Consider the following 23,216-nt stretch of genomic DNA (forward strand, 5'->3'; position numbering starts at 1 on the left):
TAGAAGTGATTAATTATTTTGATAAAGAAAATGTTGAAAAAATCAACTTTTTAAATCAGGCATTAGGAATGAGTCATAGAACAAAACCTATTGATTTGAATAATGTAGACGATCTAAAGGAAGCTTTTATGCTTTCAGTAGGTGAGTATTTTGATTATAGTGAATATTGGGGTACCATTGTTGAGATAGATGAGCAGTTTGATGAAAGTATAGAATACTATGATCCTGCAACGTGGATGAATTTAACTACTGATATTGAAAAAGCGGATGATCTAATAGTTGAAGCTATTTCAAGTCTAGCAGATACAAGTAACGTTCTTAAAGAATTAGTGAATAGAGCGGAAACTAAATTGAAAAAAATACTTGAAATTATTTTGAATTCTGATGACTGTTTTCAGGATGTGATATTGGGTTAAAGTTATGATTTTAATGAAGAGACTATTGGAAAATTATTTGATGGAGATATATATGAGATACAATATGATTATAATATTGATAAAGTATATAGATGATTTATTACATATATTAACTCAAAATTAAAAGTAGGATAATGATTAATTATTGATCTGTTATTGACTACTTAAAACAGGATAGTTATAATCACGGATCTATAAAAATAAGCAAAGTAGTAATGTAGTAATAAGAATCCGAGGTGAGTTAGAATGCCTAGAAGCAGCAGAAAATATAGTGCTACGGGTATATATCATGTAATGATGCGAGGAAATAATCGGAAATATATATTTATGGAAAAAATAGATAAAGATAAATTTCTTGAGATCATAAACACCCGTGAAGTAGGGACATATAAATTATATGCATATGTGATTATGGACAATCATATTCACTTACTCATAAAAGAGGATCGAGAGAATATAAGTGAGATAATAAAAAAGATGAATATAAAGTATGCCAGTTACTATAATAAAAAAAATAGAACAGTTGGTCATGTTTTTCAAGATAGATTTAAAAGTGAAGTCGTTGAAACTGATAAATATCTATTTTCACTATTGCGTTATATACATAATAATCCTGTAAAAGCGGGCATAGCAACAAATCTGGAAGATTACCAATATAGTAGTTATATCGAATACATAAATAAAGAAAAAGTATTAAACAAGGAAGAAAAAAAAGAATTGCTTACTCTGATGTTTGGTGAGGTGTTAAATTTAGAACAATTTAAGTCTTATCATAAGGAAATAGATGATAATGTATATATGGATACACCAGAAGATATGGAAAAGTTAAGACGAACCAAAGCTCAAAACATAATTGAAAAATTTTGTACTGAGCATCATTACACTGAGAGAAAGCAAGTAATGAAGGATGGAAAAATAAATGAGTTAATTGAACAGATATATATAAAGAAACAGACCTTTCTAATAGAAAGATTGCAGATCGTATTAGAGATAGGGGCTAGTACAGTCCAAAGGGTCAAAACTAACCGTCCCGTATGAGTCCTTCTGAAATGTTTGGATTTCCACTAACGATATATTTTTTAACATTAATATTAGGTAAAAATTATCCTATTCTAGATCCATTTACGCATCTAAATGGTCACTTGTGGATGGCTTTAGCAGGTGGTTCGACAGTAGTATATTCTATAATGCACCCATTAAGTAATATCTTTATTTTTAGTGGACTCGTAGTAATTGCTATAGGATGGAAACAAATCCATTATGCGAGTGGGGAATTAGTAACTCATGGCATCTATAAATATGTTCGGCATCCACAATACACTGGATTTACATTAATAATTGTTGGATTTCTAATACAGTGGCCTACGATTATTACTCTTATAATGGCTCCAGTTCTTTTGATTATGTATAAAAAATCTAAAAAAAGAAGAAGCTGTGATGATAGAGAATTTTGGTGACGATTATAAAATTTATTCAACAAAAGTGACAGTTTTTTTCATTATTAAAGAATAGTAGGTATAATTGACTTTAATGCTTATGCCATTATAATGGATCCAAAAGTATAAATGATTAACGATGTGCTGTAATATGAAAAAAGTAGATAAAGTAATTATTGCGCTTGTATTACTATTTAGTTTATCAGCAATGATTATTTTAACACTTTCAAGATCTTTTGTTTCTCATAATAAGATTATCATACAGGTAGGTAATGAAATAGTAAAAAAAATTTCTCTTAATAATACCAATGAAAGTAAAAATCTATGAATTTAACTTTTTAGACTCGACAGGTTATGTAGAAATTAAAAATGGTAAAGTTAGAATAAAAGAAATGAGTAGAGAAATCTGTCCAGAAGCTACTTCATTTTTATTGATCTGGTGATTATTTGACAATAAACAGTATATATATTATAATAAATAATTATTGTAATAATAATAATTGAGAGGTGGATATTGAATAAAATACTTAAACATTATATGGGCATGGTAGATTTTTTGGCAGATTTCTTAGGTGAAGATGCCGAGGTAGTTTTACATGACGTAGCTGATTTGGAGAATTCGGTAATTGCTATTAGAAATAATCATATTAGTGGTAGAGAAATTGGTGCGCCAGCTACTGATTTAGTATTAAAAATATTAAAAAATCCAAAATATGAAGAGTATAGCTATTTATCAAATTATAAAGGGGTTTCACGATCTGGCAATACTTTAAAGTCTGCAACTTATCTAATTAAAGATGAAAATAAAGTTGTTGGAGCCCTTTGTATAAATATGGATATTCAGGGAATCTATCAAATAAAAACATTTTTTGATAGATTATTTAATTTCCATGGGGAAGAAGAAAAAAATGAACAAATTTCTGAAACTTTTAGTCAAACAGCTAATGAGTTAACATTTGATAGTATATATAAAGTTGTGCAAGGGTATGGAATACCACCTGAAAGAATGGATCAAGATGAGAAGATAAAAATTGTATATGAATTAAATGAAAAAGGCATCTTTTTAATAAAGGGTGCGGTAAGCGAAGCTGCATTAGCATTAAAGGTATCCGAGGCAACAATATATAGATACTTGGGTAAATTAAAGAAACGATAATGGGTTTTAAATTGTATGGATTTCTTATTGAAATCCATTTTTGCTGTTTTATTGACATCCGCCGAAAAAAGGTGTATAAATAATAAAAAATTAATACAATAAAAAAATTATATTGATGAAAAATAATAAATAATAGTTAATACTAATGACAGAACTATCAATGATGATAAATAATTTAAATGTTCTGTCATTTTATATTTTTTGAGTTGACAAGAAGTAATGCCCTCTTATATAATAATAAATAATTACAATGATAAATATTTATTATTATAATTATAAAAATCAAATAATAAAGGAGAGTTATAATTATGAAACAAGAAATTGTAACAAAAGAAGCTCCAGCGGCAATTGGACCATATTCTCAGGGAATAAGAATTGGTGATTTAGTCTTTGTCTCAGGGCAATTACCTATTGATTCTCAGAATGGTGAATTTGCTGGAGATGATATTTTACTGCAAACCAAAAAATCGTTAGAAAATATAAAGGCAATTTTAAATAAAGTTGGATTGGATATGAAACATATCATAAAAACAACGGTTTATTTAAATGATATGAATGATTTTAAATCTATGAATGAAATATATGCACAATTTTTTAATCATCCATTTCCAGCTAGAGTAGCATTTGAAGTAGCAAAATTGCCTAAAAATGCATTAGTAGAAATTGAAGCAATAGCTTATTATCAAAATAAATGAAAACATATTAAATAATTTATATGTAAGAAAAAATGAAAGGAGATTCGCCATATGAAATATGAATTAGACAGGGTGGTTGATCGTATGGGTACAAATAGTGCCAAATATGAATTTGGTACTATGCTTAATCCAAAAGTTGATATGGATACATTACCTCTTTGGGTAGCTGATATGGATTTTGCAGTTGCTAAGCCTATACAGGATGCTATGAAAGCAAGGATTGATAGGGAAATATATGGATATAGCATGCATTTTACTGGGGAGTATTTTAGAGCGGTAGGATCATGGATGCAAAGAAGATTTGGATGGTATGTAAATTCTAATGATATTTTCATATCTTCAGGAGTAGTACCAGCGTTAAGTGCTTTAGTCAGGTGTTTTTCTAATGAGGGAGATGGAGTGATTATTCAGAGACCCGTCTATTATCCTTTTGCATCCAGTATAAAAGACAACCGTCGAGTTGTGGTAAACAACGCACTAATAAACAATAATAGTTACTACACAATGGATTTTGACGACTTAGAAGAGAAGGCAAGAAATCCCAACAATAAGATGATGATTCTTTGTTCTCCCCATAATCCTGTTGGCCGAGTATGGAGCGTAGAGGAATTAAAAAAAGTTGGAAAGATATGTCTTGACAATGATGTAGTATTAGTAAGTGATGAGATTCATTACGATATTATAAGAAAAGATTATTCCCATACAGTCCTTGATATGTTATTTCCTGATGATGATAGAATCATAACTTGTACTGCTCCAAGTAAATCTTTTAATTTAGCAGGTCTACAAACATCCCACATTGTTATAAAAAATAAGGCGTATCAAAAAAAATGGCAGGAAATTGTGGGGATGCAAATGCTGAACCCGATTTCCATATGGGCCGTACAGGCAGCTTATGATGAATGTGAAGATTGGATGGATCAAGTAAATGAATATATTGATGGCAATATGGCATATTTAAAGGAATACTTAGACAAGAACTTACCTAAAACAAAATTTGTACCATCGGAAGGAACATATCTTGCATGGATTGATTTTAAAGACTATGGATTAAAAGGGGAAGAACTAAACCAGTTGATAGTGGAAGATGCAAAGGTATTGTTAGATGGTGGGAACATGTTTGGTTCTGAAGGTGAGACTTTTCAAAGGATCAATGTAGCATGTCCAAGAAGTATTCTTCAAGAATGTTTGGAGCGTATTGCCAACACCATAAATAAAGTAAATGTCAATGACAAACTACGTAATTTTACTTATGATTCACCTTGGGAACAGGGGATTGACTTTCAAAATAAAGTTAATAAGAAAACTTATCTATTATTCTTAAGATATCATGGATGTCCAATTTGCCAATTAGATATGCGCTATATCAAGGAAAGGTATCAGGAATTTATTGATAAAAATGCACAAGTGTTTGTTGTATTACAAAGCCATCCAGAAACCTTGAAAAAACAAGTGGTAAAGGAAGATATACCTTTTGAAATCATTTGTGATCCGGAACAAGAGATCTACAAACTTTACAATTTAAATAGCGCTTTCAGTATGGGTGGAATGCTTTCAGAAGCACTACTAGAAAAAGGAACGAAGGCAATAGAACTTGGAATAGAGCATGGAGATTACGAGGGAAATGAGATGCAATTTCCTGCAATTTTTCTTTATGACGTAAATAAAGAAGCAAAGTATGTAAAATATGGATTGGATCCGGCAGATATTCCAAATGTTGATGAAATGCTAGAAAAACTACGGGAGGATCAAAATGAAATTTAATAAAGTTACACTAATGTATTTTTCTCCTAACGGTACCACCAAAAGGACATTAGAAAACATTGCAAATGGTTTAGACGTTGATCAAGTTGTACATATGGATTTAACAGACTTTGATATGCGTTGGGAAAGAAGGGACTTTGCTTCAGATGAATTGGTACTGATAGGAATGCCAGTATATGGGGGGAGAATACCACCTACAGCAAAAGAAATTTTTAATCGAACAATTGCTAATAAAACTCCTTGTGTACCAGTCGTTGTATACGGAAATAGAGCCTATGAGGATGCGCTACTAGAATTAAAAAATAAATGTGAAAAATCTGGATTTATAATAATCTCTGCGGCAATATTCATAGGAGAACACGCTATTAATAATGGAGTAGGGAAGGGAAGACCTGATGAAAAAGATGAGGATATTCAAATCGGATTTGGTGAAAAAATTGCTCAAAAAATAAGTGAAATACCTAGTATTAATGGAGTAATGATTGAAGTACCTGGTAATGATCCGTATAAATATCCTATGGATATTCCAATTTCACCAGATACAGATGAACAAAGATGTATTCGTTGCGGGAAATGTCAGATTGATTGTCCAATGAAAGCAATTGACCCTAGCGATTACACTCGAACTGATAATTTTAGATGTATTATATGCTTTAAGTGCATTAGAGAATGCCAGCAGAATGCTCGAAGCATAACAACGCCTAAATTTGTAACACAAAGTAAACTGTTAGATGTAATGAACAAAGAAAGAAAAGAACCAGAAATCTTTATTTAACTTAATTATGAATGTGACAAACAGTTAAATAAAGAATAAATAAAAGGAGGAAAGACATGTCTACAACAAGTGTTTCAACAAAAGATTTACATAAGTCCCTAGGTCGTAAAGAATTATTTTCTGTAGCTGCAGGGCAAATTATAGGAGCAGGAATCATGGCGTTAACAGGAGTGGCAATCGCACTGACTGGACGATCAGCTAATTTGGCATTTATGCTCGCTGCACTGGCAGTTGTTGCTATCTCAATTCCCACCATTTTCTTAGCCAGTTCAGTTAGGTTAAGGGGAGGGCAATACACACAGGCTGCAGTATTTGTTGGGAAAAAATTTGCAGGAATGTTTATTATTATTTTTATCGTTTCCAATATATCATTAGCAATGTATGCAGTTTCCTTTGCAGATTATTTCTTAGCTCTTGTCCCAGGTATTCCAACAAAGTTAATCGCAGTAATTGTGTTAACAATTATCTTCATTGTAAACTATTTCGGTGTAGGGAAAGCTGCTTTTTTACAAACTATTATGGTGATTGTGTTGGCAATTGCACTGGCATGTTTTACAGCATTTGGCTTATTTAAAGTTGAGCCAGGATATTTTCAAAATCCAGGGTTTATCACAAATGGTCTTACAGGTTTATTGACAGCTATGGCGTTTTTAACCTTTGCAACGGGTGGCGCTGCTGTTATATTGAATTTAAGTGCTGAAGCAAAAAATGCTAAGAAGGATATCCCTTTCGTGATTATCGTCTCGACTATTGCTATCGCTCTCCTTTATGCTTTGATGAGTACAGTGGCAGCCGGGGTATTACCTATTGAGCAGGTTGCAGGGCAGCCCTTGACTGTGGTCGCAAAAGAAATCATGCCAACTTGGATATATGTATTCTTTGTTGTTGGAGGAGCAATGTTTGCATTAATTTCAACCTTAAACGCTCAAGTTAGCTGGATTACAAAGCCAATTATGCAGGCGTGTGTTGATAATTGGTTCCCAAAATCATTTGCCAAACTCCACCCCAAATATAATACACCTTACAGGCTGTTGATCGTGTACTACATTATTGGTATGATACCCATATTAACGGAATGGGATATTGAATTCATTGCAAATTCAGCATTAATCTTACTTTATGTATCTTTATTTGTAGTTGGTGCTGGTGTATTAAGGTTACCAAAATTGTTTCCAGAACAATGGAATAATTCTCCATTCCATGTCAATACATTTTGGTTTTATACCTTTAATATTATCGGATTGATAGTATTAGTAATTCAAACCCTATTACTTGCACAGAACCTGAGTAAGTGGGGGTTAATCGGAAATGTAGTAGTATTAATACTTGCTGTTATATTTGGAATTGTTAGAAATAATAAGGTGGATATGGAAATAAGTGTAGAGAATGAGTAAGAGTAATTAAGTTATTTGAAATGTAATGTTAAAAATGGTATTGACTGGGTTATGTATGGCAGGACCCAGTCTTCTTTTTTTGAATAGGATAATCCAACTTTAATAGATGATCAATCCCGTTAATCGATATTATGTTAAATTCAAGTAACAAATAATACTGGAATTCCAGTAAATAAAAACTAAACACAGGGATTGAAAAAACAGGGTCGGGACTTTTTATATCGATTAACTATAAAGTAATAGAATAGTATAGGATACACTTTTATTTATTAAGCGTATGGTATAAAATGGAATTGAGGATTATTTTAAAATACATAATTAGAGAGAGGAGAATAAAATGAATATTTGGATAAAGGAATGCTTAAGAACTTAGATAACTATATTGTGTGACTTTTGAATTGAATATTACTAATCGGAACTGTTTAAAGTTGTTAATGTAGAGTTAAAAGATTAATTTGAAGAATATGCTACATTAGCTATAGAAACAGCGAAAAACCAAAAAGAATATTTTACAGGTCCATTAGACGATAATGTATTTCAATTTTCATCCATTCTGTGGGTGTCATATACACATATTTCTCATACGAATTTTGGAAAAAAAATGCAACGTCTTTGTTTGACTGGAGTATACATGCTTAATAGAGGGGGAGTATAATCAATGAATATATTAAAAATAAAATAGGCATTTGCTGAATAAACCCAAAAAGTGATGTAAAAAATTTGAAGTTAATTTAATAGTTGTTTTTACTTCATACTATTTTAGGATGGATAGTAGGGTGTGCATTTAGAAAGTTAGAAATTACAGGTTTTATGCGATCAAAGCAAGTAATATCTCTAACGATACCAAGTCCATTCGTAAGGATTCCAAACTTATAAGCGTAACAAAACTTTCCATTGATATACATTTTTCTTATTTCATCATTAGCTGATGAAACTTTAGGCATTTTGGAATAGGCAATATTATTGATGTGATCTGATGATTTTCCTTTGTTCATAGATTTAACACGCCTAATGATACTATTAAGAAACTTATCATTATTCTCTGTAACAAAGGCTTCAATACCAGTAGTATCATAAATCAACATAGAAGCCAGATGACTATCGATATTGTGACAAATAGGCTCAGTGACATCAACAAGATGATGAAATAATTTTTCAAGATGAGGAACAAAATCTTGTTTATGACTCATCGGGGACTTTCTGTATCGATTACTCATTTGTTGTAAGAGTAAAGAGTCTCTGATGTACATTTAATGGATAAAAAAACGAGTTGCTAAATTTACTTGACAATCAATATTTACAATGTTAAGTTTATATAAAATGGTTACATGTAGTAACCGCTACAGTTAAAATATATAATAATTATATTAATAAATGAAGCCATGAAGGTACTGTCAGTTATACTGATAATATTTTTATGGTTTTTTATATGTGTTGATAATGTAGTAAAAGCTACCCTCAAAAAATATAAACGAGTGTTGTAAATCGCACACCACTTTTTCATAACTATGTGCGCCGCAGGCGATAGCGGTGGAATGGAGATTTTTATGAAATATACTGACTATTTCAATAGTGACAAACAAATGACCTCAGCGAAATGTAAAAATATTGCTAAGAACTATATTTCAGGGAGATTAAGATTTGCTCAATTTGCAATAACGAATGCCTGTATGGCAAGGTGTTCTTTCTGTGATATATGGAGGCAGCAACCGAAAGTGTTTGTGGACAAAGAAAAAACTCTTATTGCAATTGACAAGCTTGCAGATTTGGGTGTAAGTCATTTAATTTTCACAGGGGGTGATCCACTAAACCACAAAGATACAGTAGCCTTTGTGGAAAGGGCAGCCCAACATAATATACACACTATGGTATTAAATGCAGCTCCAAGGCTTTTGCTCCGCAGACTGGTGAAAAACTATAGGCCTGATGAATATATAGTAAAACAACTTGATAATGCAGGATGTGATATTATTGCTATTTCTTTTGACTCTGGTGATCCTGAAACAATGGAAGAACAACGCCAACTGCCAAATCTTATGGCTGAAATGACACAAGCAATGAAAATATTGAAAACTACAAATATTAAAACGGCTGCATGTGTGCTTATTTGGGATGATAATTACGATAAAATTGAAGATGTGTGTGAACGGGCAACTAATATGGGATTTGATTTAATCTGTTTTAATTATCCGACATTTTCTAATTCGGAGGTCTATCCCCTCGGAGGGAAATGGGTGAGTTTATCAAATGAAAATGTGATTACCGGACTTAAGAAAGTTATTCAACTTAAGAAAGAGAAAAAATATAATATTGTCAATGAAATTTCTTCCATGGAGAATATTATTAATTATCTGCAAGATCCTGCCTCAGCTAAATTTTCTTGTTATGGTGGACAACGAACACTTTTTGTTGATTGGTTTTTTGATGTGCACCCTTGTATGCAGGTTCCAGATACAATTGGTAACATTTTTACACTTGAAGAAAAGGATTTAGTAAGACCTCATTGTAATGAATGCAATATGAGTTGGTTTAGAGATCTAAGTATGTATTTTAATGACGGACATTCCATTTCGGATGTAGCTTCATCTGTATTAAAGTTGATTTAACTTAAGAAAACCAAAACCACAAGAAACACGCTTTGAGTGAAACACTTGGAACGCTTGGGACTGGACTTATTGTTTTAAATTCGATACAAAAAGTTCTGTCCCATCCGTTTTACCCTATGATTCTAAAGAAGTGTCAAATTCTTCTCTATAATTTATTAATGCGTGTGCAAGGCTCTCATCAACGATTATTGTATTAATATATCCACCTTTTATAGCAGCAATAATAGGTTTAGTTTTTTTTGGATGAGCACTAATGCAAATAGACCACCGTGGATATCTTAAGCTTTCAAGAGATGAGGAGATGACGTATTTATTATCTACTGCTACTTCATTGCCATCGATATCAATCATCCTAGCGAGTATATGTCCAACTGCACCTTTTTTAAGTAATTTAATACGCTCATCTTCTGTGATATACCCAGTTGTCTGGAGAGTTGAACTTTCATCATATATAGAGCCAATGCCTGTCACTACAATATCTGTTGTTAATGCTTTTTTAATTGTAGTTTCAATGTGATGTTCAGCTAAAAAATAATTCTGAACTATTAAACTATCTACAAAAACAGGAGCATAGATATTAGAATATGACCCTTTTAGTTTTTGAGAAATTTTAATTGCAAGTTCCAGTCCGTCAATATTAGGGTTTCCAGTTCCTAAGCATCCAACCATTTGAACGACATTGACATTATAATATTCTTTTTCTGCTAATGAGTTAGCAAAATAATTCATTGGAGCACCCCATGAAATACCAATTGACATATTATTTTCTAATATACTGTGAACTAGCTGTGATGCTGCAATGCTACATTTTTGTAAAGCTTCATTATACAGGTAGCTACCTGATATTACGATGGCGTCTTTTAAATTAAATCTTATTCTTAACTCCTTTGATAATTCTATATTTTTTTTAATTGGGTTATGTATAATAATCTCTATTATACCCAATTCTTTTGCTTCATCAATAAGCCTAGATACAGTAGGTCTGGAGACTCCAAAATATTCTGAAATTGCACTTTGACTTAAATTTTGTTGGTAATAGAGTTCAGCGGCTCGTATTAGCAACTCTTCTTTTGTTCTCATTATTTTCAATCCTTTCGATATACTTTTGAGTAGATACACTATTAAGTAAAAATATAATCATAAATAAATAGTATCATTTTAATTAGGTAAATATATTTTTATTCCAAATAATTTTATACTTAAACTAAACAAAAAGTAAAGACTATGTGCAATATTAAAAAAATACTATTAAAATACTATTTTTTAACAAACCGTTGTTGACAAATATAAATGCATTCAGTATAATTATTTTGTAGTCGTGAAATAAAGTAAAAACTCATGAACGGATGTTCAACAAAGGAGAGGTTATATGAAAGCGGTCGTAAAAACTGCTAGTGGATACGATAATATGGAATTAATGGAAGTAGTAGAGCCAGTAGCAATAGGAAATTTAGTTAAAATTAAGATTGCATACTCAGGTGTATGTGGAACAGATTTACATGCATTTAGTGGAGTGTACTCTAGTACTAAGGCTCCTGTTATATTAGGGCATGAATTCTCTGGAGTCGTCACAGAAATAGGACCTCAAGTCAAGACTGTAAAGGTCGGAGATAGAGTCACTAGTGAAACTACTTATACTACTTGTGGTAAGTGTGAACATTGTATATCAAAAGATTATAATCTTTGTTCAAATAGAGAAGGATTAGGTACTCAGGTAAATGGGAGTATGGCTCAGTATACATTGTCAAGAGAGGAGAGCATACACGTTTTACCTGAAAATGTAAGTCTGCTGTCTGCCGCGTTAACTGAACCTCTTGCTTGCAGTGTGCATGCTAGTATTGAAAAAGCTAATATTCAAAGAGGAGACTTGATATGTATATTTGGTGTGGGTGCTATCGGATTATTGTTAGCACAAGTTGCAAAATCTAAAGGAGCGTATGTAATTTTAGCTGGATTAACATCTGATGTGGATCGTTTAGAAATTGGGAAAAAAATCGGAGTAGATAGAACAGTAGACCAAATGAAGGAGAATATTAATGATATTGTTCAAAAAATTACAAAAGGTGTGGGGTTAGATGTTGTTTTTGAATGTTCAGGTGCTGTTGCAGCTCTAAATAAAGGGATTGAAATCGTCAAAAAGAAGGGAAAAATAATCCAGATGGGAGTTTTTCCAGAATCAAAGATGAATATTGCTACAGATCTGATTTTGAATAAAGAAATTACATATATAGGTTCTAGGAGTCAGAAACCATCTTCCTGGGTAAAGTCAATTAAACTATTGAAAGATGGTGTAGTCGATCCAGAAATAATTGTAACTAAGATTGTATCGATTGAGCAATGGCGAGAAGCTTTCCAGATATCAATAAAAGGAGAGGGAGTTAAATCCGTTATTAAATGTAATGATGAATTTTAATTTATATCAAAAGTGCATCAAAAAAATGTGTGTATCTGATTAGAATTATAAGCCTCTATGTTTAACGATATTTTATAGAAACATGATACTTTAACAATTTACGTTTGCTAGTGCATATTGTATAGTTATGTTAAATCATGAACAATTGATAAATTAGTAATCACATTTGTTCAGAAGTGATTTTATGCTCTATTAATTGATAATAGTATTGAAGATAGAATGGTGAGATAAATGAATAAAGCTTAAGGGGAGATTAATAACCCTCAAAAAATTAAGGGAGAGTTTAAGATGGGAATGATAGTAAAAGAATTAATTGATGTATCATTAGATGCAAACGATTCAGAAGATGCAATTAAAAAAGTTGGAAAGATATTATTTGATCAAGGTTATGTTAAAAATACATATATTAATGCAGTTGTAGATAGGGAAAAAGTATTCCCAACAGGTCTCAAGCTAAAAAGCACTTCTGTTGCAATGCCCCATACAGATAGTGTACATGTAAATGAGCCTGCTATCTGTGTAGCTAGATTAAACAAACCTGTTACATTTTGTCACATGGGTAGTGCTGATAACTATATACAAGTGGAATTGATTTTTATGATGGCAATTACAGATCCTAACAAACAATTGGATACACTAAAAAGAATGATGAGTGTATTCCAAGATGATGAGGCAGCGCTAGAGTTCACTAACGCAAGGGATAATGATGAACTCTATAGAATAGCTAAGAAGTATTTAAACTAAAATATACTTCTTAATTAAAAGAGTACTTATTTTAAATTAGAAAGGGGTGAATTACGTGAAAAAAGTAAAAATTTTATGTGTTTGTGGTTCAGGTGTAGTTAGTTCGTCAATGGTAGCAAGTAAATTAAAAGATATGCTTGCTGAACATGGATATCTTACTGAAACCGTAGAATCTAGTCCTAATAGTATTGAATCTGATTTAGGAGGGAATCACTTTGACTTAATGGTTTGTGTTAGTCCTGTATATCAAGAATATAACATTCCTAAAGTAAGTGGTGTGGGATTACTAACAGGTCTTGGAGAAGAGGAAGTAATTGAAGAATGTCTGGAAATCTTAAGTAAACTGGATTAGTAAATATAAAATAAAGGGGAAATTTTAAATGGTTGATATTTTTAATACACTAAGTGAAATTTTATCGACATTTGGTGCTTCTGTACTAGTACCAGTTATGCTTTTTATTATAGCAAAACTTATGGGTGTTAATAATAAAAAAGCTTTTACTTCAGGGTTACTATGTGCAGTTGGGTTAACGGGTTTTAATTTAGTAATCAACAGCTATGGTGCGATTATTTCACCTGTAGTAACTTCAATGAGTGAAAATGCAGGAGTTAATTTACCTATACTTGATACTGGATGGCAGTCCACATCAGTTATAGCTTATTCAACAAATATTGGTCTAATTTTCTTTGGTCTAGCTATTTTCATTCAAGTAGGTTTATTCTTCTTAAAATGGACTAATGTGTTTATGCCTAGTGATCTATGGAATAATTATTCTTTTATGGTCTGGGGATCTATGTTGTACTTACTTACAAATAATATTTGGTTAGCATTACTTCTTATGATAGTACAAAACTTGTATATCCTTTTGTTTAGTGAGGTTGCGGCAAAAAGATGGTCAACTTATTATCAATATCCAAAGTGTTGTATGACTGCACCACATCATTTAGAAACTCTTCCTTTTGCAGTTTTAATGAATATTATTCTTGGTAAGTTGGGATTTAATAAAATAAAACTTAATGCTCAAGAACTGCAGAAAAAATTTGGGATATTTGGTGAGCCAATGTTTATAGGTCTCTTGATTGGTGCACTTATTGCAATTATAGGAGGATATAATAAGCTTGGAGAACTTGCTACTTGGGGAACAATAACAACTTCTGCTATTTCTACAGCTTCTGTAATGGCAGTATTTCCAAAAGTTGCAGGTATATTTGCATCTGCATTTACTACATTGACTGATGCCTATAAATCAAAAGCTAAGCAGAGTGGAAAAGAGAGAGAATGGTACATGTCAGTAAACGATGCAGTAGGTTATGGTGAACCTAATACTCTTGTAACTGGTATAATACTAATTCCTATAATGTTAGGTATAGCGTTTATATTGCCAGGAAATCAAACGTTACCAATGATTGATCTTCTTGCATTACCCTATATGGTTGAAGTTTTTGTAGCTATATCAAATGGGAATATTGCTAAAAGTATTGTGTCAGGTGTAATTTGGTTTTCACTAGGCTTATTGATTTGTTCTGAAGTTGCACCTTATTTTACTCAGGTAGCGACACAAGTTAATCCTGAATTAACAGCAGGAGGCTTAATGATAATAAGTTTTGGTATAATGGCTCACCCATTAATCGCATTATCATTTTTGGCATTCTTAACGCAAAATCCTTTACTGATTATCGGTATTATAGTTCTATACTTTGTATTACACTTTACCTTTAAAAAATACAAAGTCCAAATTGTCGATTTTCTTGAAAGATGTAATGAAGATCCCAATCAGATTAAAAGTATGGTCTAATTTAGTAGTTATCTATACAATTGATCAATTATATTTTTGAGTTTTAATTAGCCGTTTTTATAACGGCTAATTTTACAGAAACATGTAGGGGATGAAGAAAACCTCTACTGAATAAAGTTTCACTTTATTTTCCTTGAAAGGGGATTAGATATGCTTAATTATTTAACACAATCGCATCAAAAAATTGTTGTTATAGGTGATATATTTGTATCAGCTGATGATATGGAAGCTGCAATTAAAAAGTCGTTAATTAAGTGTGGTATTGTGACTAAAGTATTTTGGGGAGCAACAGATAAAGTTGGTTATACATCTATGCAGCTCAATATAGAAAGAAATGGTCCAGACGCAGAAAATTATTCAAAAGTGTTAGATGAAATTATTGAAGATATAGATATAATAATAACTCATTTTTGTCCTATTCCAAAGAGGTTAATCGATAAGGCCAAAAATTTAAAATTGATTCTTACCTGTAGGGGTGGTTTAGAGCACATCAGTGTAGAAGCAGCAAGTATGAGAAATATTCCAGTTGTAAATGTGATTAGAAATGCTAAACCTGTTGCTGAATTTGTACTAGGTCTAATTTTATCTCTTACAAGAAATATTTCAATATCACATCATCAATTGATGAGTAACAATTGGATGAAAGAGTTTAATAATTCAAATTTTACTACTACATTAGATCAGTTAACTATAGGTATTGTTGGGCTCGGAAATATAGGAATAGAAGTAGCATTGAGGTTGAAAAGTTTAAATATAAAAATAATCGCATATGATAAATATATTTCGACTGAACGATTAGAAAACAACGGTTTGATCAATATTACAATGGTGTCATCAATGGAAGAATTATTTTCGACTGCTGATGTAATTACGCTACATCTACGATTGACTGAGGAAACCGAAAAAATCATAGATAGTAAATATTTTTTACTAATGAAGCCGACTTCTTATTTTATTAATACTGCAAGAGGAGGTTTAGTAAATGAAAGTGATTTAATTCATGTATTGGAAAATCATTATATTGCAGGAGCTGCATTAGATGTTTTTGAAAAAGAACCTATTGATGAAAAGTCAAAATTGATGGATTTAGATAATATTGTAATAACGCCTCATATAGCTGGGAGTACAGTTGACGCGATACCTAAAGCACCGTTTATGTTGATGAATAAAGTTGATCAAATAATAACTAAAGATGTAACAGATAGGATAGTTAATTTCAATAGAATAAGCTTTAAATAATATGGAGGCGAAGACTATAATGATAATGAAAGAAGAGAGAGAAAAAGTTGTAGAATATGGAAAAAAATTAATTACTAGTGGATTGGCTAAGGGTACCTTCGGAAACATTAGTATTTACAATCGCGATTTGAATTTAATGGCTATTAGCCCAAGTGGTATGGATTATTTTGATACTACTGTTGAAGATATAGTTGTGTTAACGCCGGAAGGAAAACACGTGGATGGGCAGAGGAAACCATCAAGTGAATATGATATGCATAGGATATTTTACCTAAAAAGACCTGAGATCAATGCTGTTGTACATACACATTCAATATTTGCAACAACTTTATCATGTTTGAATTGGAGTATTGAACCACTACATTATCTTACAGGCTATGCAGGATCAAACGTCCCTTGTTCAAAATATGTGCAATTTGGAACATATGAATTGGCTGAGTCTGCTTTTGATACGATGGAGGAAAGATTTTGTTGTTTATTGGGAAATCATGGATTACTTGCCTGTGGTCCAAATATTGCTTATGCTTTTGATGTAGCAGAACAAATAGAATTTGTTTCTGAGCTATATTATAGATCTAAAGTGGCTGGTAATCCAGTAATTTTATCTCAAAAACATATGTCTAATATTTTAGATGGTTTTAAGTCATATGGTATTAGAACTTAATTTTAGATATCAATTAAAATAGTGCAATATACCATAAAATAAAGTGGAGGTATACACGTGGATACTTGTGTTTATTGTGGAAAGAGTATAAAACAAGTTGATTGTAAAGTAAAGGTTAGTAAGAAAAAATATATAGTATGTAGTGATGTGTGTTGCGAAAATACTTTAAAATATGTGGAAAGAGATAAAAAATATAAAAAAGTAATGTATCTAGGTATCTTTATACCTGCTGTTCTTATTCTATTTAATTTGCTATTAGAGCAAGGAATGAAACTTGTTTATTTGATGCAGGTGGTAGTAGGAATAATATTTATTTTATTTCCATATCCCAACGTGAGTTTCCAAACGTTTAGTAGTGTAAGCGTTAGAGGCGTAATACGAATTTGTAGAATTTTAGGAATTATTTTCACCATATTAGGTTTGTACTTATTTATAACGGTATAAAATACAGCAAATTAAATTTCAGGAGGAATTGAGATGTTTGAAAAAGAAAAATTAGAAATTATTAAAGCAGGTATAAATTTAGACAAGTACGGTTTGATTGCCTTATCAGGAGGAAATTTAAGTTCTAGGATGCCTTCAGGCGAGATTTTAGTAACACCTTCAGGAATGATATATGATGATATGGTGCCAGACGATATTTTAGTTATGGATTTAGAGGGTAATATTATAGAAGGTATTAGAAAACCATCTTCTGATACAGAAGCAATTCTATACGTATTTGAGAAACGAGAAGATTTAAATGCAGTTATACATACGCATCAACCGTATGCAACTGCTATAGGTCTTGTATGCGACGAATTTAAAGTAAATCTCACTACATTAGCTAATTCAGCAGCTGGAAATGTCAAAGTATCTCCATATAGTTCTCCTGGTAGTATTGAAATGGGTATTGATACGGTTAATTATCTAGGAGATAGCTTAGCTGTAATTCTTGCACATCATGGTGTAATGACTGTAGGTACATCAATGAAACAAGCTTTATATGCTGCTATATATATGGAAGAAGCAGCAAAATGTTATATTTCTGCAAGGTCTATTGGTGATATGAAAGAAATGACAGAAGCGCAGGTAGATCAAGCAATAGAAATCTTTAAATACTATGGTCAGGGGAATGGTACTATACCAAAAGAATTGCTTAAAAAGGTATAGTTAATAAAGTATAAAACTTTCAGATACATACTACACCCCAATAGGGCGCCTTTTTACATAAGGCGCTATTATCAATTATTAATAGAGTTATAAGGGACATGTCTCTACTTTTAGTAGGTTTAGATACATAATTTCATAGATTTAGATAGAAATTGCGAGTTGCTCGGATTTTTACATGCAGAAAAATTTTGATGCTCGCTGGACTCATGGCTGGGGTAGTAAAATTCCACGTCGCAAGCTCCTCTGGATGACAGAGAGGATTGCTCGTTGGAGTTGGGGATTCCTTTTGGGGTTTAAGATTCTTCGTCGCTTTGCTCCTCTGAATGACAATAGAAAATGCCCAAGCAACTGCCTAGTCATCCAGAGCGAAGCGCGGTGCCCCGTTTATCGGGGTGGGATCTAAGACCCTAGGGGTATTCTCTAACAGGTATTAATTATTAGTGTGTAGTAAAGTATTCGCTGAGAGTAAGACAAAGGCATAAGATTCTTCGTTACGTTGTTCCTCTGAATGACAGGGAAGAGTAAGATTCTCATCCGGTCTATCCGGTACAATTGTGTTAGTTAGTACAATTGCGTTGAGCATAAAAAAAACTTATTACAATAAATAATAAAAATCTGGACACCTTTTTCATTTACATTTTCCTCCTTTTATTGTATTATTTAAACAATAACATAATTAGTGAATTTTGCAATTTTTAAAAAAGGAGAAGGCATATTATTTGAAATAAATTATGCCAAGATAACTCATTATGAAAACTTTTGTTAAATTAAATTTTTTTGCTTTTTTATATGGATTTTTTCTATTTATTGTAGCTTTTATTATGATAAATGCGTATCGACTAGAGAGAATAGCTCCTTGGTTAAACGATACCGTAAATTCGATATTGATTTTTATTATATTTATAGTTTCAACCATTCTTTTTTGTTTCATTACAACTAAGTATTTTAATACAGGAGGATTAAGATATTTTTTAACAATTCTCTGGATACCCTATTATTTAATTTTAAGATTATTGTCCAATTTATTAATACCTATAACCTATCCAGGAGATAAACCGGTTCCAGTAACAGGTCTCTTTTTACTTGTAATTTATTTAATTTATCCTTTATACATAGGCTTTATTAATCTTTCTTGTACTCAAGATTTGTATCCAAAAGATGATGATAATAATAAATAAAGATATCGATTAATCACATCTTAATATTTCAATACATACTGATCCAGAAGTTATAACTGTTTTTTACGTTCTTCTTGGTATTATAAATTCCAACATTAATATCAGAGTATACTTTGAACCTCATTGATAAGAAGCTTTTAAGACAAAAACTACATGAGTTAAGTGAAAATAGCTGGTTTTAAGCAGATAGAGGAATACGACGGGACTTTCTGTTTTGATTCGAGAAATTTGTTCACAGTAAGAATCTGAATTGTCATATCGAGAATTATTGGAGGGAATTGAAATAGAAATTGAGTTTGAAATAACAGAGGATGATTATATTAAGTTTAATTTATATCATATTGAAAATTCACCATCACAGAAAAAAACGTACAATTTCTTAAGGTATGCAATACCTTTATTATTTTCAATACCTATATATGCTATAGGTACAAGTTTGTTTAAACAGCCAAGTAGTTATTGGATTATCATCTCCATATTATTTGCATTAATATGGGTTATCACCTACCCAAATCAATATAAAAAATTAGTAAGAAAACAAACTAAAAAGATATTGCAGGAGGGCGACACATCTATATTTGGTAAAAAGACTATGTTAATCGATGATAATAATATAAAAGTCTTTAGTGAATTTACATCTAAAACAATATCAAAGAAAAGTATAAAAACTATAAAAGTTTATGACGATATGATACTTATTTACCTAAGTGGCTTTACCGCTCAAATAATACCAACAAGATATTTAAATGATGAATCTAATAAATACCTTATGAAGGAATTAATTATTATAAATATAATATAAAGTGGGGATTGAACATATGACTAAATATGTTGACATTGATAAGGGTTTAGCATTCTTAAATTTTATGAAATTACGCAAATTTACACAAAATGGTATTGTAAATGATTATAAAAATTTCGATATAGATATAGAAAGATATAAAAACATATTGATTGCATTCCACACTGCTAATGGATATGTTGATATCTACGGAAAATTTAAAAATTATAACCAAAACATAAAAGTGCCGGACTTCTATGAATACGATCTATGTTGGAACATAGATGGATTATATCAGGCTCTAAAAAGTCAACAGGTAAGTCCTTCTAATATTTCTTTGAGGAATATGCACTTGGGAGACAGGGATGTTGACAAGCAATATTCTATGAATGTAGCATTAAACAATACTGAACCAATAATTGCTGCGTTCATACCAATTCTTAGTGGTGTATATATAATAGATGGCAATCATCGTGCGTATGCGAACCAACAAAAAAATATAGACCAGATTAGTGGGTATCCACTTCACTATCGGTTTCATGCAGAGTTTTTAACTTCGGAGTATACTAAATTGTGGTTTAAAATTGAGAGTAATGTTGTACATATTACTAAATATATGGCTGGAGATATTAAGAGTTTTCCTATTGAGGATTTGTTTGTTTTATAGATGCACTATGGAATGAAATCTAGGGGATTATTCTTAAACTGCAACTGGGGACAAACTGCAACTGGGGACATATTTCAAACATTAGCAATTTAGATACAGAATATTACAAATATATCTATTAATAATCGGGTAACGGACAAAAAAATAAAGCCAAATGTGAATCAAATAGCTTTAATGGAAAAGGGTACTTAAATACAAACATGGTAAGAAAACCATATAATAAATGGTTTCAGAACGTTGATAAACTTCAGATAGGAATGGAGTTAAGCTACCCTTATCTTTTCAAGTGGTTGTGGCTAGTAAGTTTTTGAATTTCGGCTCACTTTGGATGAGTACAAACCCTCTACTAGTTAGATTAGAAACCTCTGAAAGGGTAAGGTTTCCAAGCTCTTTACAGATGTCTGTGTAAGTATAATCACATAAGCATCTCATTAGAAAGACGCAGATTGCTTTGAATTCTGAAATACTGTGACTATATTTGTTCTTAATAAAGTTTGGAGTCTGAATATCAAAAGCTTCTGCAACAATTTCGATTACTTTACCCGGAGTCAAGTCTCTATAATAAATGAATCGTTCGCTACGGTACTCATAAGGTTCATTGTAAATATAAGAATCTATTATTTCGAATTGTTTGTCTTTTTGAGTGACATTATTACAGCTAGTAACGAACTGTGCATACTGAACTTGGGCTGTTTCAGGGCTATTACCAAATTGAGATAGAATAAAATCTGTATTAAGTATCCCATAGTTATCGCTATAATTTCCAAGATAGATGCCATAAGAAGAAAAGTAATAAGTATGAACGCAGTCTCTAAAGTCAGGAAGATCATTTGCGTTATTATGAATATAAGCAGAAACAATAAGGTTGTAGTCATCTACGTCAATCACTTTATTTATGAATCTACCTTGAAATACGTGACCATGACGCTTATATTTTCTATTATAATACTGAGCGTAGCAAAGATTTAAACCATGCATGAATTTAGAAATGTCACATCCCTGGGGATCAAGTTGGATATGGACATGAGTATCCATTAAGCAGTAGGAGAGGATGCTACATTCAAATTTTTTGCAGTATAAAGCCATGAGTTGAAGATATTTCACTTTATCGTCATCAAATCTAAAAAGTTGTACTTCACTAATACTTCTGCACATAATATGATGGGTCGTTTCTGGATCTCTTCTTCTTGCCACTCTTGACATAGCAATCACCACCGAACTCGTGTTTGGTTATATTATTGCATAATTTTAAGTAAGAATCAATAAATTATTGTAATTTGTCAGAATATATATAATAATGAGTTAAAGATGTTAAAAATTGAGAACTGTCCCGATAGTTTTCCCGATAGTTTTCGATAGTTTTTTGGAAAATTCTTCTACAAAGCTGTTTCAGAGTATTTTAGAAATGAAGGTTTTAAAGCTGTGAAACTATTCTGTGAGCCTCAATCATCTGAACGATTTTGGAGTAAAATGGGATTGCATAAATTTCGTGATTGTGGCCAGACAGAACATGAATTAACATACTATGGAATTTTAGTAGATACTGCATCAATTACATATATAAGGAATGCTGATGTAATAGAATTATGGGATGCTGAGCCTTATGAAGCAGAGGAAAAAGAACCTAAATGGATATGGTATATAGAAACAAAAAATGAAGAGTTGATGTATCCAATTATCCAACCATGTAATTGTAATTGGAATCTACGTTGGAGCAGAAACGGTCAGGTGATTACAGAAGAGAAAGTTAAGTATTTTACGGATGAAGATTATAAACTATACCACTCCCAATTTTTGTGTATTGATAAATTGGAAGAATAGTATAACAAGTTTCTCGTAATAAAGAAAAAGAATGTTTCTTTTTAGGGTTCAGATTACTTTTCATTTTTTAGGAGTTTAGAGACAGAAAACTACAGAATTAGGATGAATGTGGGGTAAAAGAAACGATTAGGGACATATTTCAACCTTTGGCAATACAAACAAACTGGAGACATATCTCGTGCGCCACAAAGGCGAATACCAAGTAATAAATATTTCTTGAAGATAGCTATGCTATACAAATGATGGTGGAGTGCCCACTGAATTCGCCATACAGGAGGTGAATTCAAACTACCCTAAGTTGCTGTAGCCAAAAGCTATGGTACTAGCGTTAGGGAAAAGTTAGTATAAAAACTGGCAAGTGAATGCTATGATACGTCCCATAGGGGGTTCAGGAATATGTAAAGTCAGAGAGCCGTTATTTAGAAAATAGGACAAGAGGTGTTGTTGAAAAGTCTTTAAAATAAATAGTAATACTTTATGAATTATGTAAAGTAGGAAACGTACGAAAGAGAAGAGGAG

General features: G+C 31.6%; 26 protein-coding genes. 23 read left to right on the plus strand and 3 right to left on the minus strand.

The genetic code is table 11. The features are described 5' to 3' along the window. The first annotated feature begins 5 nt into the window (after positions 1 to 5). The 10 genes from GC105_RS10005 to GC105_RS10040 all read left to right on the plus strand — a co-directional run bounded on the left by GC105_RS10005 (position 6) and on the right by GC105_RS10040 (position 7,636). On the plus strand, positions 6 to 416 hold the full coding sequence (locus tag GC105_RS10005) for a hypothetical protein (protein ID WP_152804324.1): 411 nt from the start codon (positions 6 to 8) through the stop codon (positions 414 to 416). 246 nt (positions 417 to 662) lie between these two features. Next, positions 663 to 1,454: a transposase gene (locus tag GC105_RS10010; protein ID WP_152804326.1), complete on the plus strand. Its 792-nt coding sequence runs from the start codon at positions 663 to 665 to the stop codon at positions 1,452 to 1,454. After that, positions 1,451 to 1,873 carry a methyltransferase family protein gene (locus GC105_RS10015; protein ID WP_246169816.1) on the plus strand — a complete coding sequence of 141 codons (423 nt, stop codon included), beginning with the start codon at positions 1,451 to 1,453 and terminating at the stop codon, positions 1,871 to 1,873. Before GC105_RS10010 ends, GC105_RS10015 begins: the two co-directional genes overlap by 4 nt. A 130-nt stretch (positions 1,874 to 2,003) precedes the next feature. Further along, complete coding sequence (locus GC105_RS17030; RefSeq protein WP_207706970.1) at positions 2,004 to 2,180, plus strand: hypothetical protein; 177 nt, start codon at positions 2,004 to 2,006, stop codon at positions 2,178 to 2,180. Beyond that, complete coding sequence (locus GC105_RS17490) at positions 2,161 to 2,295, plus strand: hypothetical protein (RefSeq protein ID WP_281350109.1); 135 nt, start codon at positions 2,161 to 2,163, stop codon at positions 2,293 to 2,295. The genes GC105_RS17030 and GC105_RS17490 overlap by 20 nt, the downstream gene beginning before the upstream one ends. 71 nt (positions 2,296 to 2,366) lie before the next feature. Further along, positions 2,367 to 3,008, plus strand: a complete 642-nt coding sequence (locus GC105_RS10020; protein WP_246169817.1) for a helix-turn-helix transcriptional regulator — start codon at positions 2,367 to 2,369, stop codon at positions 3,006 to 3,008. Between the two features lie 308 nt (positions 3,009 to 3,316). Next, positions 3,317 to 3,703 (plus strand): RidA family protein, encoded by a 387-nt coding sequence (locus GC105_RS10025; protein WP_152804328.1) that lies wholly within the window; start codon positions 3,317 to 3,319, stop codon positions 3,701 to 3,703. A gap of 51 nt (positions 3,704 to 3,754) precedes the next feature. After that, positions 3,755 to 5,467, plus strand: a complete 1,713-nt coding sequence (locus GC105_RS10030) for a PatB family C-S lyase (RefSeq protein ID WP_193708368.1) — start codon at positions 3,755 to 3,757, stop codon at positions 5,465 to 5,467. Beyond that, entirely contained in the window at positions 5,457 to 6,242 is a 786-nt protein-coding gene (locus GC105_RS10035; protein ID WP_152804330.1) for a flavodoxin domain-containing protein, read from the plus strand. Before GC105_RS10030 ends, GC105_RS10035 begins: the two co-directional genes overlap by 11 nt. Positions 6,243 to 6,298: 56 nt before the next feature. Beyond that, positions 6,299 to 7,636, plus strand: coding sequence for an APC family permease (locus GC105_RS10040; RefSeq protein ID WP_152804332.1), 1,338 nt, complete (start codon positions 6,299 to 6,301; stop codon positions 7,634 to 7,636). Positions 7,637 to 8,385: 749 nt separating this feature from the next. On the opposite strand, the gene GC105_RS10045 is transcribed toward GC105_RS10040, so the two are convergent. After that, on the minus strand, positions 8,386 to 8,826 hold the full coding sequence (locus GC105_RS10045; RefSeq protein WP_152804334.1) for a hypothetical protein: 441 nt from the start codon (positions 8,824 to 8,826) through the stop codon (positions 8,386 to 8,388). Positions 8,827 to 9,183: 357 nt separating this feature from the next. On the opposite strand from GC105_RS10045, the gene GC105_RS10050 reads away from it, so the two are divergent. After that, positions 9,184 to 10,242 carry a radical SAM protein gene (locus GC105_RS10050; RefSeq protein ID WP_193708369.1) on the plus strand — a complete coding sequence of 353 codons (1,059 nt, stop codon included), beginning with the start codon at positions 9,184 to 9,186 and terminating at the stop codon, positions 10,240 to 10,242. A gap of 114 nt (positions 10,243 to 10,356) precedes the next feature. Here GC105_RS10050 and GC105_RS10055 read toward each other — a convergent pair whose 3' ends face one another. Next, positions 10,357 to 11,322 carry a sugar-binding transcriptional regulator gene (locus GC105_RS10055; protein WP_152804338.1) on the minus strand — a complete coding sequence of 322 codons (966 nt, stop codon included), beginning with the start codon at positions 11,320 to 11,322 and terminating at the stop codon, positions 10,357 to 10,359. A 289-nt stretch (positions 11,323 to 11,611) separates the two neighbouring features. Here GC105_RS10055 and GC105_RS10060 point away from each other — a divergent pair, with 289 nt between their 5' ends. From GC105_RS10060 to GC105_RS10110, 11 genes are all read left to right on the plus strand, one after another. Continuing rightward, complete coding sequence (locus tag GC105_RS10060; RefSeq protein WP_152804340.1) at positions 11,612 to 12,655, plus strand: zinc-binding dehydrogenase; 1,044 nt, start codon at positions 11,612 to 11,614, stop codon at positions 12,653 to 12,655. Between the two features lie 288 nt (positions 12,656 to 12,943). Beyond that, the gene (locus GC105_RS10065) at positions 12,944 to 13,399 is read left to right on the plus strand and encodes a PTS sugar transporter subunit IIA (protein WP_152804342.1); all 456 of its coding nucleotides are present in this window, start codon (positions 12,944 to 12,946) and stop codon (positions 13,397 to 13,399) included. A 55-nt stretch (positions 13,400 to 13,454) separates the two neighbouring features. Beyond that, on the plus strand, positions 13,455 to 13,751 hold the full coding sequence (locus tag GC105_RS10070; protein ID WP_207706971.1) for a PTS sugar transporter subunit IIB: 297 nt from the start codon (positions 13,455 to 13,457) through the stop codon (positions 13,749 to 13,751). Between the two features lie 28 nt (positions 13,752 to 13,779). Next, on the plus strand, positions 13,780 to 15,195 hold the full coding sequence (locus tag GC105_RS10075) for a PTS galactitol transporter subunit IIC (RefSeq protein ID WP_152804344.1): 1,416 nt from the start codon (positions 13,780 to 13,782) through the stop codon (positions 15,193 to 15,195). A gap of 150 nt (positions 15,196 to 15,345) precedes the next feature. Continuing rightward, entirely contained in the window at positions 15,346 to 16,434 is a 1,089-nt protein-coding gene (locus tag GC105_RS10080) for an NAD(P)-dependent oxidoreductase (RefSeq protein WP_152804346.1), read from the plus strand. Between the two features lie 19 nt (positions 16,435 to 16,453). Further along, the gene (locus GC105_RS10085) at positions 16,454 to 17,098 is read left to right on the plus strand and encodes an L-fuculose-phosphate aldolase (protein WP_152804347.1); all 645 of its coding nucleotides are present in this window, start codon (positions 16,454 to 16,456) and stop codon (positions 17,096 to 17,098) included. A 57-nt stretch (positions 17,099 to 17,155) separates the two neighbouring features. Further along, positions 17,156 to 17,542 (plus strand): hypothetical protein, encoded by a 387-nt coding sequence (locus tag GC105_RS10090; protein WP_152804349.1) that lies wholly within the window; start codon positions 17,156 to 17,158, stop codon positions 17,540 to 17,542. Positions 17,543 to 17,575: 33 nt separating this feature from the next. Continuing rightward, positions 17,576 to 18,250 (plus strand): class II aldolase/adducin family protein, encoded by a 675-nt coding sequence (locus tag GC105_RS10095; protein WP_152804351.1) that lies wholly within the window; start codon positions 17,576 to 17,578, stop codon positions 18,248 to 18,250. Between the two features lie 749 nt (positions 18,251 to 18,999). Then, on the plus strand, positions 19,000 to 19,428 hold the full coding sequence (locus tag GC105_RS10100; protein WP_193708370.1) for a hypothetical protein: 429 nt from the start codon (positions 19,000 to 19,002) through the stop codon (positions 19,426 to 19,428). A 250-nt stretch (positions 19,429 to 19,678) separates the two neighbouring features. Further along, positions 19,679 to 20,230, plus strand: coding sequence for a YcxB family protein (locus GC105_RS10105; RefSeq protein WP_246169818.1), 552 nt, complete (start codon positions 19,679 to 19,681; stop codon positions 20,228 to 20,230). A 16-nt stretch (positions 20,231 to 20,246) separates the two neighbouring features. Next, positions 20,247 to 20,876: a hypothetical protein gene (locus tag GC105_RS10110; RefSeq protein ID WP_152804353.1), complete on the plus strand. Its 630-nt coding sequence runs from the start codon at positions 20,247 to 20,249 to the stop codon at positions 20,874 to 20,876. Positions 20,877 to 21,158: 282 nt separating this feature from the next. On the opposite strand, the gene GC105_RS10115 is transcribed toward GC105_RS10110, so the two are convergent. Beyond that, entirely contained in the window at positions 21,159 to 22,079 is a 921-nt protein-coding gene (locus GC105_RS10115) for a transposase (protein ID WP_152804355.1), read from the minus strand. 273 nt (positions 22,080 to 22,352) lie between these two features. Here GC105_RS10115 and GC105_RS10120 point away from each other — a divergent pair, with 273 nt between their 5' ends. Beyond that, positions 22,353 to 22,697, plus strand: coding sequence for a hypothetical protein (locus GC105_RS10120; RefSeq protein WP_152804357.1), 345 nt, complete (start codon positions 22,353 to 22,355; stop codon positions 22,695 to 22,697). The last annotated feature ends 519 nt before the right edge of the window (positions 22,698 to 23,216 follow it).

It is taken from the genome of Alkalibaculum sporogenes (genome assembly GCF_009362815.1).
GTDB lineage: Bacteria > Bacillota > Clostridia > Eubacteriales > Alkalibacteraceae > Alkalibaculum_A > Alkalibaculum_A sporogenes.

What these genes read in the sequence shown, in the direction of transcription:
- GC105_RS10010 (WP_152804326.1), top strand. Translation starts at nt 663, where the DNA reads ATGCCTAGAAGCAGCAGAAAATATAGTGCTACGGGTATATATCATGTA.
- GC105_RS10015 (WP_246169816.1), top strand. Translation starts at nt 1,451, where the DNA reads ATGAGTCCTTCTGAAATGTTTGGATTTCCACTAACGATATATTTTTTA.
- GC105_RS17030 (WP_207706970.1), top strand. Translation starts at nt 2,004, where the DNA reads ATGAAAAAAGTAGATAAAGTAATTATTGCGCTTGTATTACTATTTAGT.
- GC105_RS17490 (WP_281350109.1), top strand. Translation starts at nt 2,161, where the DNA reads ATGAAAGTAAAAATCTATGAATTTAACTTTTTAGACTCGACAGGTTAT.
- GC105_RS10025 (WP_152804328.1), top strand. Translation starts at nt 3,317, where the DNA reads ATGAAACAAGAAATTGTAACAAAAGAAGCTCCAGCGGCAATTGGACCA.
- GC105_RS10030 (WP_193708368.1), top strand. Translation starts at nt 3,755, where the DNA reads ATGAAATATGAATTAGACAGGGTGGTTGATCGTATGGGTACAAATAGT.
- GC105_RS10035 (WP_152804330.1), top strand. Translation starts at nt 5,457, where the DNA reads ATGAAATTTAATAAAGTTACACTAATGTATTTTTCTCCTAACGGTACC.
- GC105_RS10040 (WP_152804332.1), top strand. Translation starts at nt 6,299, where the DNA reads ATGTCTACAACAAGTGTTTCAACAAAAGATTTACATAAGTCCCTAGGT.
- GC105_RS10045 (WP_152804334.1), bottom strand. Translation starts at nt 8,826, where the DNA reads ATGAGTCATAAACAAGATTTTGTTCCTCATCTTGAAAAATTATTTCAT.
- GC105_RS10050 (WP_193708369.1), top strand. Translation starts at nt 9,184, where the DNA reads ATGAAATATACTGACTATTTCAATAGTGACAAACAAATGACCTCAGCG.
- GC105_RS10055 (WP_152804338.1), bottom strand. Translation starts at nt 11,322, where the DNA reads ATGAGAACAAAAGAAGAGTTGCTAATACGAGCCGCTGAACTCTATTAC.
- GC105_RS10060 (WP_152804340.1), top strand. Translation starts at nt 11,612, where the DNA reads ATGAAAGCGGTCGTAAAAACTGCTAGTGGATACGATAATATGGAATTA.
- GC105_RS10065 (WP_152804342.1), top strand. Translation starts at nt 12,944, where the DNA reads ATGGGAATGATAGTAAAAGAATTAATTGATGTATCATTAGATGCAAAC.
- GC105_RS10075 (WP_152804344.1), top strand. Translation starts at nt 13,780, where the DNA reads ATGGTTGATATTTTTAATACACTAAGTGAAATTTTATCGACATTTGGT.
- GC105_RS10080 (WP_152804346.1), top strand. Translation starts at nt 15,346, where the DNA reads ATGCTTAATTATTTAACACAATCGCATCAAAAAATTGTTGTTATAGGT.
- GC105_RS10085 (WP_152804347.1), top strand. Translation starts at nt 16,454, where the DNA reads ATGATAATGAAAGAAGAGAGAGAAAAAGTTGTAGAATATGGAAAAAAA.
- GC105_RS10095 (WP_152804351.1), top strand. Translation starts at nt 17,576, where the DNA reads ATGTTTGAAAAAGAAAAATTAGAAATTATTAAAGCAGGTATAAATTTA.
- GC105_RS10100 (WP_193708370.1), top strand. Translation starts at nt 19,000, where the DNA reads ATGAAAACTTTTGTTAAATTAAATTTTTTTGCTTTTTTATATGGATTT.
- GC105_RS10110 (WP_152804353.1), top strand. Translation starts at nt 20,247, where the DNA reads ATGACTAAATATGTTGACATTGATAAGGGTTTAGCATTCTTAAATTTT.
- GC105_RS10115 (WP_152804355.1), bottom strand. Translation starts at nt 22,079, where the DNA reads ATGTCAAGAGTGGCAAGAAGAAGAGATCCAGAAACGACCCATCATATT.